The 12,308-nt window shown below is 73.8% G+C and carries 8 protein-coding genes; 6 read left to right on the plus strand and 2 right to left on the minus strand.

The window, feature by feature from the left end; translation table 11 throughout:
- Positions 1–3: 3 nt before the first annotated feature.
- The 5 genes from LH044_RS19905 to LH044_RS19925 all read left to right on the plus strand — a co-directional run bounded on the left by LH044_RS19905 (position 4) and on the right by LH044_RS19925 (position 8,701).
- Entirely contained in the window at positions 4–3,726 is a 3,723-nt protein-coding gene (locus LH044_RS19905) for a glycosyltransferase (protein WP_227757388.1), read from the plus strand.
- The gene (locus tag LH044_RS19910; protein WP_227757389.1) at positions 3,723–5,123 is read left to right on the plus strand and encodes a class I SAM-dependent methyltransferase; all 1,401 of its coding nucleotides are present in this window, start codon (positions 3,723–3,725) and stop codon (positions 5,121–5,123) included. The genes LH044_RS19905 and LH044_RS19910 overlap by 4 nt, the downstream gene beginning before the upstream one ends.
- Before the next feature lie 26 nt (positions 5,124–5,149).
- Complete coding sequence (locus LH044_RS19915; protein ID WP_227757390.1) at positions 5,150–6,802, plus strand: hypothetical protein; 1,653 nt, start codon at positions 5,150–5,152, stop codon at positions 6,800–6,802.
- Positions 6,803–6,919: 117 nt separating this feature from the next.
- Positions 6,920–8,092, plus strand: coding sequence for a glycosyltransferase family 2 protein (locus LH044_RS19920; protein WP_227757391.1), 1,173 nt, complete (start codon positions 6,920–6,922; stop codon positions 8,090–8,092).
- 54 nt (positions 8,093–8,146) lie between these two features.
- Complete coding sequence (locus tag LH044_RS19925; RefSeq protein ID WP_227757392.1) at positions 8,147–8,701, plus strand: class I SAM-dependent methyltransferase; 555 nt, start codon at positions 8,147–8,149, stop codon at positions 8,699–8,701.
- Positions 8,702–8,743: 42 nt separating this feature from the next.
- Here LH044_RS19925 and LH044_RS19930 read toward each other — a convergent pair whose 3' ends face one another.
- Positions 8,744–10,519, minus strand: a complete 1,776-nt coding sequence (locus LH044_RS19930; RefSeq protein WP_227757393.1) for an acetyl/propionyl/methylcrotonyl-CoA carboxylase subunit alpha — start codon at positions 10,517–10,519, stop codon at positions 8,744–8,746.
- 16 nt (positions 10,520–10,535) lie between these two features.
- On the opposite strand from LH044_RS19930, the gene LH044_RS19935 reads away from it, so the two are divergent.
- On the plus strand, positions 10,536–11,363 hold the full coding sequence (locus tag LH044_RS19935; protein WP_227757394.1) for a biotin--[acetyl-CoA-carboxylase] ligase: 828 nt from the start codon (positions 10,536–10,538) through the stop codon (positions 11,361–11,363).
- Between the two features lie 59 nt (positions 11,364–11,422).
- Here the strand turns inward: LH044_RS19935 and LH044_RS19940 are convergent, their stop codons facing one another.
- Positions 11,423–12,298 (minus strand): aminotransferase class IV, encoded by an 876-nt coding sequence (locus LH044_RS19940; protein ID WP_227757395.1) that lies wholly within the window; start codon positions 12,296–12,298, stop codon positions 11,423–11,425.
- Positions 12,299–12,308 lie beyond the last annotated feature (10 nt).

Here is a 12,308-nt window from a genome sequence, read left to right on the forward strand (position 1 = left end):
CCTGTGCGAGCGACCGTCGTCATCAACACCTACAACCGGGCTGCGAGCCTGCCGGCCACGCTCGACGGACTTCGCCGCCAGGTCGGCGCGGAGTTCGAGGTCGTCGTGGTCGACGGGCCGTCGACCGACGGCACCGACCAGCTGCTCGCGCAGTGGGAGGGGCGGCTGCGCGTCGTCCGGTTCGACGACGTCCACCTCGGTCGGTCCCGGAACCTGGGCATCGCCGCCGCAGCCGGCGACGTCGTGGCGTTCATCGACGACGACGCCATCCCCGAGCCCGACTGGGTCGCCGGCCTCCTCGCCGCCTACGACTCGCCCGAGGTCGCCGGCGCCGGCGGCCTGGTGTACGACCACACGGGGACCAAGCTCCAGTACCGCTACTCGGCGTGCACCCGCATCGGCGAGCCGCGCTTCGACCTCGCGCCGCCGTTCGACGAGTACACGTACCCGCAGGCCGACCCGTTCGTGTACCTCCAGGGCACGAACTGCAGCTTCCTGCGCACGGCGCTCGTCGAGGTCGGCGGGTTCGACGAGACGATCGAGTACTACCTGGACGAGACCGAGCTGTGCATGCAGCTCACCGACGCCGGGCACCGGCTGGTGCCGCTCGCCGGCGCCGCCGTCCACCACCACTACCTGCCGGGCCACCTCCGGGCGGACCGCACGACGTGGACGCACCCGTACCCGATCGTCAAGAACCGGGCGTACTTCGCGCTCAGCCACGGCACCACCACCCGGTCGCCCGGCGAGGTGCTCATCGAGCTGTCGACGTGGGCCAACGGCGTGATCGCCTCGGGCACCCGCGAGCTCCGGCGCGCCGGGGCCGACGCCGAGCGCATCGCCGACTTCGTCGACCAGGTGAACCGGGGCCTCGGCGACGGCGTCGAGCTGGGCACCGCGGCCGAGCGCCGGTCGGTCGTCCTGCCCGACCCGGTCGCGGAGGACTTCCTGCCGTTCCCGACGATCGGCGACGAGCGCAGCCGGCGCTACTGCTTCGTGTCCGGCGAGTACCCGCCGCAGGTCGGCGGCGTCGGCCGGTTCACCTCCGACACCGCCCGTGGCCTGGCCGCCGCCGGCCACGAGGTCCATGTCGTCACCCGCTCCGACTCGAACCACCGCATCGAGCTCGAGGACGGCGTGTGGGTCCACCGGGTGCCGGTGCAGGACCGCTACGTCGACGGGCTCGAGGGCACGGTGCTGCGCCACAACCTCGAGCACTGCGCGGCGCTGTACCACGAGGTCGACCGGCTGCACCGCCGGCGGCCCCTGTCGCTCGTCTCGGCGCCGATCTGGAACTGCGAGAGCCTGCTCCCGGCGCTCGACGGGCGCTTCCCGACGATCACCTCGGTCGTCACCACGATCGAGAAGGTCACCGAGATCCTCTCGTCGTGGAAGGACCGCCCCCACATCCAGGCGCTCGCCGCGCTCGAGGCGGAGACCCTCCGCCGGTCGCCGCACCTGCACGCGAACTCCACCGCCACCGAGCGCTCGGCCCGGGCCCGGACCGAGGGTGAGGTCCACCTGGCGCACTTCGGCCTCGCCGACCCGTCGCCCGGCACCGTCGCGGTCCGCGACGGCTCCGACGGCACGGTCGAGCTGCTGTTCGTCGGCCGGCTGGAGCGGCGCAAGGGCATCGACGTCCTGCTCGACGTGCTGCCCGAGCTGCTCGAGCGCTTCCCCGAGCTGCGGGCGACGATCGTCGGGCGCGACACGCCGAGCACGGAGATGGACCGCACCTACCGCGAGGCCTTCCTGCACGACCACGCCGGCCGGCCCGACCTGCTCGAGCGGGTCCGCTTCGCCGGCGAGCTGCCCGACGACGAGGTCCGCGCCGCGTACGCGTCGTGCGACCTCTTCTGCGCCCCGTCCCGCTACGAGTCGTTCGGGCTCGTGCTGCTCGAGGCGATGAGCTTCGCCAAGCCGGTCGTGGCGTGCGACGAGGGCGGCATGGCCGACCTGGTCGACGACAACGGACTGCTCGTGCCGCCCGGCGACGCGCCGGCGCTCGCCGAGGCCCTCGCCACGCTCGTCGCCGACGGCGGCCTGCGCGACAAGATGGGCCGCCGGGGCCGCGAGCTGTTCGACCAGAAGTGGTCGATGGAGCACGCCGTCGCCCGCACCGACGAGCTCTACGGCGCGATCGCGGACGCCTGGCAGCCGCACGGCCAGGGCGTCATCGACGGCGAGCTCGCCGACCTCCTCGTCGACGTCGGCGCGGTCGACCCGGCCGTGTCGCTGCACGTCGCCGAGGTGCTGCTGGCCCCCGACCGCTCGCCCCGGGACGTGTCCGGCGGCGTGGTCCGCGCCCTGCTCGCCGAGGACCCGTGGTTCGTCGCCCACCTGTTCCAGGTCGTGCTCGACCGCGAACCCGAGGACTGGGAGCTGCAGGCGCAGCTCGACTTCCTCGCCAAGGGCGGCCCCCGGCTCGAGGTCGTCGCCGGCCTCAACACGCCGTTCGACACCCCGCTCGGCGTCGGCTGGCGGGCCGAGGTCCGGCCCATGTGGAGCCGGGCCGTCGAGCAGCACGTGGCCTGGTCGCTCGCCGAGCCGGACCCGCACGAGTTCCTCGTCCAGGTGCACCGGGTCGTGCTCGGCCGCGGCATCGGCCCGTCGGAGCCCGACCTCCTCGCCCAGTTGGCCGCCGGTCGGCCCCGCACCGAGATCGTCCGCGACCTGGCCCTGAGCCCCGAGGCCGCCACCAAGGACGTGCCGGTCGACTGGCTCGACCGCATCGCCCCGGCCGCCCCGGCGGTGGCCGCACCGTCGCCCGAGGCCCCCGCGGTCCGACGGATGGCGGGCCGGGTCCGCCGCGTGGCCCGCGACGTCGCGCACCAGGCCGATCGCGACGACGACCTGGCGCGGCGCCTGGACCGCCTCGAGCGCAGCGTCCAGCACCTGGGCGAGGCGCTGGAGCGCTCGGCGGCGGCGGCCGCCGAGCGACCGGTCGAGGTCGCCCCCGCCGCCGACGGCGACGCGATCGCCCGGATGGTCGTCCGGGGCATGGAGACGCTGACCCGGGAGCAGCACGGCGGCTTCGAGATGTTCACCACGTGGCTCGACGTGCTGCAGCGCAAGCAGGAGGCCATGGCGATGGACCTCCGGGAGCGCCTGCCCGCCGGCCCGGCCCCCGAGGCGCTGCCCGAGCCGCAGATCCTCACCGAGGGCGGCCTCGAGGCCCTGCGCGCCCGCCACGGCGGCGTCCTGCGGCTGAACGTCGGCGCCGGCGAGAAGGTCCGCCCCGGCTACGTCAACGCCGACGCCCGGGCCCTGCCCGGCATCGACGTGGTCGGCGACGTCCGGCGCCTGCCGTTCGAGGACGGGACGCTCGACGAGCTCCTGTCGGAGCACCTGGTCGAGCACTTCCGCTTCCACGAGCTGCGGACCGTCATCCTCCCGTACTGGAAGCGGCTGCTCGCGCCCACCGGTCGCCTCCACGTCGTGTGCCCCGACCTCGGCGCGTTGGTCCGGGCCGCGGCGTCGGGCGATCTGTCGATGGAGGAGCTCGCCGTGGCCACGTTCGGGCTGCAGGACTACACGGGCGACGACCACCTGGCCATGTACACGGTCGACTCGCTCACCGAGGTGCTGCTCGACGTGGGGTTCTCCGACGTCGAGGTGGTCGCGAGCGGTCGGCGCAACGGTGGGACCTACGAGATGGAGCTCGTGGCCCACGTCGGCGCCCCCGACGGCCCGGCCATCGACCCCCGAGAGGACACGCCCACATGACCGAGGGACGCGAGGCCGCCCGCCGCCAGGAGCGGCTCCTGGAGGCCCTGGCCTGCCCGACCTGCGGCGCAGCCCTGGCCGTCGCCGACGCCAGCCGGCACGAGGGCCTGATCGTCGCCGCCGACCTGCTCTGCAGCGCGCACGGCCGCGTCGGCATCGTCGAGAGCTACGACGTCAGCTTCCGCCCGGTCGACCTCGAGCGGGCGGCGGAGGGCGGCACCCCGGGGGGCCACGTCCGCGTGCCCGTCGCGGTCGACGACCCCTCGATCACCGCCGTCGGCGAGTGGGTCTACGGGTGGGAGGGCGCCCGCACGACGGGCGACGGGCCCCACGAGCTCGTGCTGCCGTTCGACGGCGTGGGCGTGTCGATCTCGTTCTACGCGCACGACTGGTGCGGCCAGGCCGAGCTGCTCGTCGACGACGAGCCCGTCCGGCTGGTCGACCTGTACCGCGTCGAGACCGAGCTCGTCCTCGTCGACCTCTGCGGGCTGGCCGACGGCCACCACGTCCTGCGGGTCCGGGCCACCGGCGTCGGCAACCCGCACAACCACGGCGACCAGGTCGTGGTCAGCCGCTACGACGTGCTGGTGCGCCCCGACGACGCGCCGCTCCCGTCGCTCGAGCCCGTCAACCGGGGCAACGGCTTCCCGCCCCGGTTCGCCGAGCTGGTCGCCGAGCTCGGGCCCGAGGCCGTCGTCGTCGACGTCGGCGGCGGGGACCGCCGCTTCGGCGACCCCCGGGTCTACAACCTCGAGTACCTGCACTTCGAGCTGCCCGACATCTTCGCCGACGGCCTGCGCCTGCCGTTCCGCACGGGCTCGCTCGACCTCGTGCTCAGCCAGGCGGTGCTCGAGCACGTGCCGGACCCGCAGCAGGCGATGGACGAGATGCGCCGCGTGCTCAAGCCCGAGGGCGTGCTCTACATCGAGATCGCCTTCATGCAGCCGCTGCACGCCGTGCCGTCCCACTACTTCAACGTCACGAGCTACGGCCTCGAGTACCTCCTCCGCGACTGGGAGGTCCAGGAGGCGGGGGTCTTCACCGGCCTGCACGACACGTTCGAGTGGTTCGGCCGCTGCGTCAGCGCCGAGCAGAAGGTCGGCAAGGAGAAGCTCGGCACCGCGCTCGAGATCCTGGCCGAGATCGACTCGATGACGCCCGAGGCGGAGCTGCGCCCGATCGCGGGCTCGGTGTGGGCGACGGCCCGACGGGGCGGCGCCCCGCTCCGGGAGGCGGCGCCCGCGGCGGCCCCGCCGACCCTCGAGGTGTTCACGACCGAGGCGCTCGTCCGCGAGGTCGACGTCCGCTTCCGCAAGGCCCTGCGGTCGCCGGTCCGCAACGGACGCCGGGTGCTGTCCCGCTCCGCTCGCCTCGTCCGCGCCCGCACCGGGGGATGACCACGGCCGCCGGCCGTCGGAGGTGGGTGGCCGACGTCCTGCGGCCCGGACGGGTGGCCCGGGCCGCCGTCCTGGGCGCGCTGTACGCCTTCGTGGCGGCTGCGTTCCTCCCTGGATCGATGGTCCCTGACTCGCTCGACATGTGCTGGCAGGCCATGTCGGGCGAGTACAACGACTGGCACGCGCCGGTGATCACATGGCTGTGGGGCATCCACTTCGTCGCACCGGTCTGGCTGTTCCTGGCGACGCTTGCGGCGACGATCGTCGCCATCCACTTGATCATCAGCCGTTGGCTGCGACCCTGGGCCTCCGTCGTGGCGACGTCGCTGATCGTCCTGTTCCCGGGCACCCTCGGCTGGCTCGGCCACATCGGCAAGGACCAGTGGTTCGCCGCCGCGTGCCTGCTCGGCATCGCCCTGCTCGGGCGCGCCTCGACCGAGCAGCGGCGCCGCGCCCGTCGGGCCCTCCTCGTCGGCGCCGCGGTCTGCCTGTGGCTGGCGATCGCGGCGCGCAAGAACGCCGTGCTGCCGGTCGCGGTCGTCGTCCTGGTCGGCTGGCCCGTCCCGGCGTCGCTGTTCGGGAAGTTCCGCGGGGTCGGCTGGGCGCGTCGCATCGTGACGTCTGTGTCGGTCGTCGTGCTGCTGCTCCTCTCGGTCACGCTGCTCGACTCGCTCGTCGTGCAGCCCGAGGCGGTGCACGCCGAGCAGTCGACCTACATGTTCGACCTGGCGGGCATCTCGCTCGACGAGCACGAGATGCTCTTCCCGAAGGGCACGTTCCCGCGTGGGACCACGCTCGAGGACGTGGACCAGTACTTCGACCCCCGGGCCGGTGACGCCTACTTCTTCGCGCCGGGGACGCCCGTCGACCCGTTCAAGCCCCCGGGCCAGGTGGCGCGCCTGCGCACGGCCTGGCTCGACGCGGTGCTCGAGCACCCCGACGACTACCTCCGCACCCGGCTGACCTACACCTGGGCGCTGCTCGGCGGATCCGGGCCGCACCCCCTGCGGAGCATCAACGACGAGGGCTCCCGGCCCGAGACGTGGGACAGCCCGTGCCCCCTGCCCGAGCGGACGTACCCGGCGCTGCACGAGGACGTGTTCGACGCCCTCGACTGGTTCGAGGAGCGGAACGTCTTCCGGGGGTGGACGTTCCTGCTCGTGCTCGTGGCCGCCTCGGCCGTCGCCGGCCTCCGGAAGGTGCTCGAGGCCCGCTGCCTGCTCGCGGCCGGCGTGCTCTCGCTCGTGGGCCTGGCGGTGGCCGGGATCAGCCCCACCTACCGGTACTCGTGGTTCACGGCCCTCGCCGCGCTGGTCGCGGTCGCCCTGGCGCTGCGCCGGATCCCGGCCCTGGCCGCCCGGTCGCCGGGCGGGGACGGGGCCGAGGTCCCGGAGGGGGGACCGCCGGACGACGACGGGCCGGCTCCGCCCACCGCGGCCGAGGCGTCGCCCGCCGACGGCGCGGCATCCGCCGGGGACGCGGAGGGCGAGCGCGACGTGGTGCCCGTCACCGCCGGGGCAGCAGTGGTCGACGCAGCAGCGGTGGTCGACGGGCCTGCCGAGGGCGACCGGGTCGCCGGACCGGCCGCGCTCGACCCGGGGCCGGAACCGGCGGGCGAACCGCCCGTCGCGCCCGTCCGGCGGTCCCGCGGCCGGCGTCGCCGCCGCGGCGGCGGCTGACCCCCCCCCGGGGCAGCGCCCCGCTCCGGGAGCGGCCCCGGCGCGTGGGCCCGCCGCCCGGCGCCTAACATCGACCCGTCCCCGTGGAACCGAACGCCGCGGGGCTCGTGCCCTCCCATGGAACTGACCATCGTCATGCCGTGCCTCGACGAGGCCGAGACCCTCGAGACCTGCATCCGCAAGGCCCAGGGCTACCTCCTCCGGGCGGGTGTCGACGGCGAGGTCGTGATCGCCGACAACGGCAGCAGCGACGGCAGCCAGGAGATCGCCATCCGCTGCGGTGCCCGCCTCGTCGAGGTCGCCGAGAAGGGCTACGGCGCCGCGCTGATCGGCGGCATCACCGAAGCCCGGGGCACCTACGTGATCATGGGCGACGCCGACGACAGCTACGACTTCGAGCACCTCGACCCCTTCGTCGAGCACCTGCGCGACGGCGCGGACCTGGTCATGGGGAACCGGTTCGCCGGCGGCATCGCGCCCGACGCCATGCCCCCGCTGCACCGCTACCTCGGCAACCCGGTGCTGAGCTTCATCGGCCGGCTCTTCTTCCGCAGCGACATCCGCGACTTCCACTGCGGTCTCCGCGGCTTCCGGCGCGACACCATCCTCGCCCTCGGCCTGTCGACGACCGGCATGGAGTTCGCCAGCGAGATGGTCGTCAAGGCCAGCCTGTGCCACCTGCGGATCGACCAGGTGCCGACCACCCTCCGCCCCGACGGGCGCTCCCGGCCGCCGCACCTGCGGAGCTGGCGCGACGGCTGGCGCCACCTGCGCTTCCTCATGCTCTACAGCCCGCGCTGGCTGTTCTTCTACCCGGGCGTCGTGCTGATGGTGCTGGGCGTGACGCTCGGCGCCGTGCTGTCGATCACGCCGATCGACCTCGGATCGTTCGACCTCGACGTGTCGAGCCTCGTGGTCTCGTCGGGGCTCGCGGTGATCGGCTACCAGTCGATCTGGTTCGCCATCCTCTCCAAGTCGTTCGCCAGCCGTGAGGGCCTGCTGCCCATGGACGTGCGCGTCGACCGGTTCCGGCAGCTCTTCCCGCTCGAGAAGGCGCTCGCCGTCGCGGCGGTGGCGATCCTGCTCGGCGCGGTCGGCCTGGCCGCCGCGGTGCTCAAGTGGGACTTCTCGCCCCAGGACGCCCGGTCGAGCCTCCGTCTCGTGGTGCCGTCGATGACCGTGCTGATCCTGGGCGTGCAGACCGCCCTGTGCAGCCTCCTCCTCGGCGTGCTGTCGCTGCCGTCCAGCCGGTCCTCGGCGTCCGCGCTCGTCCGCCGCCCCGTGCCCTGACCCACGGCGGGCGACCTGCCCGCCACGCTCCCGACCCCCCGATCGGAGAACCTCGTGAAGCTCCTCGACCGCGTGCTGCGCGACTGGCGCATCGCCCAGGCCACCTCGCTGATCCCGCCGGGGGCCGAGGTGCTCGACATCGGCTGCCACGACGGCGCGCTGTTCCGCGCCATCGGCCCGGCGCTGCGCTCCGGCCTGGGGCTCGACGGCGACCTGCTCGGCGAGCTCGAGGGCCCGGCCTACCGGCTCGTCCCCGGGCACTTCCCCGAGGACCTGCCCCCCGGGTCGGGCCCGTTCGACGTGGTCACCATGCTGGCGGTGTTCGAGCACATCCCGACCGACGCCCAGCCGGCGCTCGTGGCGGCGATCCACGACGCGCTGCGCCCGGGTGGGCTGGTCGTGATCACGGTGCCGTCGCCGGCGGTGGACCAGATCCTCGACGTGATGATCAAGGCGCGGGTGCTCGACGGCATGGAGACCGAGCAGCACTACGGGTTCGTGCCGGCCGACCTGCCGCCGCTGTTCGCGGACCAGGGCTTCGAGCTGACGCTCGAGCGCCGCTTCCAGCTCGGCCTGAACAACCTGTACGTGTTCACCCGGCCGGCCTGATCGCCGACCGGGTGGGCGCGACCGTGGTCGACGCCGCGGGGCTCAGCCCTCGGCGGCCTCGATCACGACGACGACCTCGCCGGCGGCGACCGACTGGCCCGGCTCCACGTTGACGGCGGTGACCGTGCCGTCGATGTCGGCGGCCACGTTGTTCTCCATCTTCATGGCCTCGAGCACCACGACGGGGTCGCCCGCCGAGACGGCCTGGCCGACCTCGACGTTGACCTTCACGATCGTGCCCTGCATCGGGACGGCGATCTTGCCGCTGCCCGCCGCGCTGGCACCCCCGGCGGCGCCGCCGCCCCGCTTCGGGCGAGGCTTCGCGGCCGGCCCGCCGGCCACCGGCGCCAGCTGCGACTCGGGCACGTAGAGCGCCACGGCGAACTTCTTGCCGTTGACCTCGACGTCGACGTCGCGGCGCACCTTCGGCTCGGCCTCGGTGTCGCCCGCGGCCGCCGGCACGGCGCCGACCCCGGTCAGGTCCAGGGTGTCCTCCACCCACTTGGTCGAGTGGGTGAGCGCCTGGAAGTCGGGGTGGCGCAGGATCGCGAGGTCGGCCGGGATGGTGGTCGCCACGCCCTCGATCTCGAACTCCTCGAGCGCCCGGATCATCCGCGCGATCGCGATGTCACGGTTGCGGCCCCACACGCAGAGCTTGCCGGTGAGGTTGTCGTAGTACTGGGAGATCTCGTCGCCCTCCTCGTACCCGCCGTCCCAGCGCGTGCCGTAGCCCGAGGCCACCCGCAGCCTGGTGATGGGACCGGGGGAGGGGAGGAACGCGCCCTCGGCGACGAGCTCGGCGTTGATCCGGGTCTCGATCGCGTGGCCGTCGATCTGGATCTCGTCCTGGGTGAACGGCAGCGGCTCGCCGGCGGCGACGCGCAGCTGGAGCTCGACGAGGTCCTTGCCCGTGACCATCTCGGTGACGGGGTGCTCGACCTGGAGCCGGGTGTTCATCTCCAGGTAGTAGAAGGACTCGTCCTGGTAGAGGAACTCGACGGTGCCGGCGTTGACGTAGTCGCAGCCCCGGGCCACGGCCACGGCGGCCTCGCCCATCTCGGCGATGATGCGGTCGGGGATGCCGGCGGCCGGCGCCTCCTCGATCAGCTTCTGGTGGCGGCGCTGCGCCGAGCAGTCACGGGTGCCGAGGTAGACGGCGTTCCCGTGGGCGTCGCAGAGGACCTGCACCTCGACGTGGCGAGGGCCGGTCAGGTAGCGCTCCATGTAGCACTCGTCGCGACCGAAGTAGGCGAGCGCCTCGCGCTGGGCGGACTCGAGCGCGGCCTCGACCTCGTCGGGCGAGCCGACGACCTTCATGCCGCGCCCGCCGCCGCCGTACGCGGCCTTGATGGCGATCGGGTAGCCGAAGTCCTCGCCGAACTGCTTGACCTGCGACGGGTCGGTGATGATGTCGGTCGTGCCCGGCACGCCGTGCACGCCGACCTTCTCGGCGGCGAGGCGGGCCGAGATCTTGTCGCCCATCACGTCGATCGCCGGCGGCGGCGGACCGATGAAGGTCACCCCCAGGTCGGTGATGCGCTGGGCGAAGTCGCTGTTCTCGGAGAAGAACCCGTAGCCCGGGTGGACAGCCTCGGCGCCGGAGCGCTGGATCACGTCCAGCACCTTGTCGGCGTCGATGTAGCTCTCGGCGGCCGTCTGACCCCCGAGCGCGTAGGCCTCGTCCGCCAGGCGCACGTGGAGCGCGTCCCGGTCGAGGTCGGAGTACACGGCCACCGTGGAGATCCCCATCTCGCGACACGCCCGGATGACCCGGACCGCGATCTCACCACGATTTGCGATCAGCACCTTGGAAAACACGACCTATCTTCGCCCGATGCCGTTCGAACGCGCCAAAGCAGCGCTCACGGGGACCCGGTTCGCGGACCTCCGGTGGGTGGATGAGACCGGTTCGACCAACGCGGACGTGGTCTCGATCCTGGGCTCGCAGGACCCGTCGGAGGACCGCCGGCCGGTCGTCCTGGTGGCCGGTCACCAGACCGCGGGCCGCGGTCGGCGGGACCGGACGTGGGAGGCGCCGCCGGGCTCGTCGCTCCTCATGACCGTAGGGCTACCGGTCGGCGACATCGACCCGGCGCGCTGGCCGCTCGTCAACGCGGCGGTCGCGCTCGCGGTGGTCGACGCCGCGCCCGACCTGCGCGTGAAGTGGCCGAACGACCTCGTCGCGCCCGGCGTCGGCGCCGACGGGGCCGACCTGAAGGTGGGCGGGATCCTGGCCGAGCTGCACCAGGACCTCGGCGGCCTCGGGCCGTGCCTCGTGGTCGGGCTGGGCCTCAACCTGAACTGGGGTGCGATGCCCGACGAGCTGGTCGCCACCGCGACGTCGCTCGACATCCTGCTCGGCGGCCACGTCGACGCCGAGGTCGTCGTCACCGACCTGCTGGTGTCGCTCGACAGCCGCTGGCTCGGGCAGCTCGGTCGCTCGACGCCGAACGTCGACCGGCTCCTCGACGCCTACCGGTCCCGATCGGCGACGATCGGCCGGCGGATCTCGGTCGAGCTCGAGGCCGGCACCGGCGAGGGCCTGCTGACGGGCACGGCGGTCGACGTGGACGCGTCGGGGGCGCTCGTCGTCGAGGACGACGCCGGCGAGGTGCGGACCGTCACCGTCGGCGACGTGGTGCACCTCCGGCCGACCGACTGACCACCCGGGCCGCCGTGCGGTCGGTTCAGGGGGCGACCGGCGGCCGGCGGGCAGCCCGATCAGGGATCGGCGGGGCCGGCGCGGAGCGCGGCCCACGCGGCGGCGGCCCGCTCGGTCAGCGGCCCGCGGCAGCGGGGGAGCGCCCGACCATCGACGTGGGAGATCGGCTGGACGTGGCGGGTGGTCGAGACCAGGAACGCCTCGTCGACGCTCGGCCACTCCTCGATCGGCACGTCCGCCTCGGCCGCCGGCGTGCCCGCCGCGGCGAGCGCCTCGAGCAGCAGCGCCCGGGTCACGCCGGCCAGGCAGCCGCTCGACAGCGGCGGCGTCACGAGCAGGCCGTCGACGCCGACGAACACGTTCGAGCCCGTCCCCTCGCAGAGGTGCCCGACCGTGTTGGCGAAGATCGCCTCCGAGCAGCCCTGCTCGCGCGCCCGCTGCAGCGCCACGACGTTCTCCGCGTACGACGTCGACTTCACGCCGGCGAGCGCACCGCGCTCGTTCCGGGTGAACGGCACCGTGAGCACGGCGGTCGGCTCGACCTGGAGGACCAGCGAGGTCGCCGACACGATCAGGGTGGGCGGGGCGCCGCCCCGGTCGGACCCCATCGGGCCCGACCCGGTCGTGACCGTGATGCGGAGGCGGCCCGGCTCGCCGCCCCAGCCGCCGGCCACCGCCTCGACCGCGCGGAGGAGCTCGGCCCGCGCCGGCGGCGAGAACCGCAGCAGCTCGCAGCTCCGCTCCAGGCGGTCGAGGTGGCGGGTCAACGCGAACGGCACCCCGTCGCGCAGCTCGATCGTCTCGAACGCGCCGTCGCCGACCGTGAGGCCGTGGTCGGACCACGCCACGGCGGCCGTGGCCGGGTCGGCCGGTCCGCCGTCGATCCAGAGCACCGTCGAGGCGCCCCCGCCGGTCGTCGATCCCCCTGCGCTCACCGTCGCGCCT

The organism is Dermatobacter hominis (genome assembly GCF_020715685.1).
Classification (GTDB): domain Bacteria; phylum Actinomycetota; class Acidimicrobiia; order Acidimicrobiales; family Microtrichaceae; genus Dermatobacter; species Dermatobacter hominis.